The following is a 460-nucleotide window of genomic DNA, read 5'->3' as shown; positions in this document are numbered from 1 at the left end:
GTAGATACTGGTATCGACGACGTACAGCGCGTGAATCCGTGCATCGTAGGTCTCCGCGAGGTTGAGTGCGTGGTCGATGGCGCGTTCGGCGGCCCTGCTCCCGTCGGTCGGCACGAGGATTTCGCTGTACATGACGGCGTATAGTTCGTTCGGAATTAGGTTAGTTCTACTCCTCGCTATCGGCGTCTTGGAAGGAGAGCACCGCCGATTCACAGGATTGTAGGCCGTCGATTCGTGCGGTTTCTTCGTCGAGTTCCTCCGTCTCGACCACTGACCATCCGGACTCGTCGTCGTAGGCGGCCCCTTTGACCCACGCTTCGGTGGCGAAAAGGAGGCCGCGGGCCGGACCGTCGTTTTCGACAGCGACGACGAGTTCGAACGCCTCGGAGCGGTTCAGCGACGTGAGTTCCTGTGGTTCTAACGGTCGCGCCGGAAGCGAATCGATGAGTGCCATATCCGT

At 60.0% G+C, this 460-nt stretch carries 2 protein-coding genes; both read right to left on the bottom strand.

The genetic code is table 11. The features are described from left to right. Positions 1-132, bottom strand: a 132-nt coding sequence (locus tag D3D02_RS19585) for a universal stress protein (protein ID WP_147435785.1), incomplete at its 3' end; no start/stop codon positions are given. A 34-nt stretch (positions 133-166) separates the two neighbouring features. Continuing rightward, a complete protein-coding gene (locus tag D3D02_RS19580; RefSeq protein WP_004056911.1) occupies positions 167-454 on the bottom strand; it encodes a hypothetical protein in 288 nt (95 codons plus the stop codon). Positions 455-460 lie beyond the last annotated feature (6 nt).

Origin of the sequence: Halobellus sp. Atlit-38R, from assembly GCF_003665925.1 — an archaeon.
Lineage (GTDB): Archaea > Halobacteriota > Halobacteria > Halobacteriales > Haloferacaceae > Haloquadratum > Haloquadratum inordinatus.
This window is presented reverse-complemented; position numbering and strand designations above follow the sequence as displayed.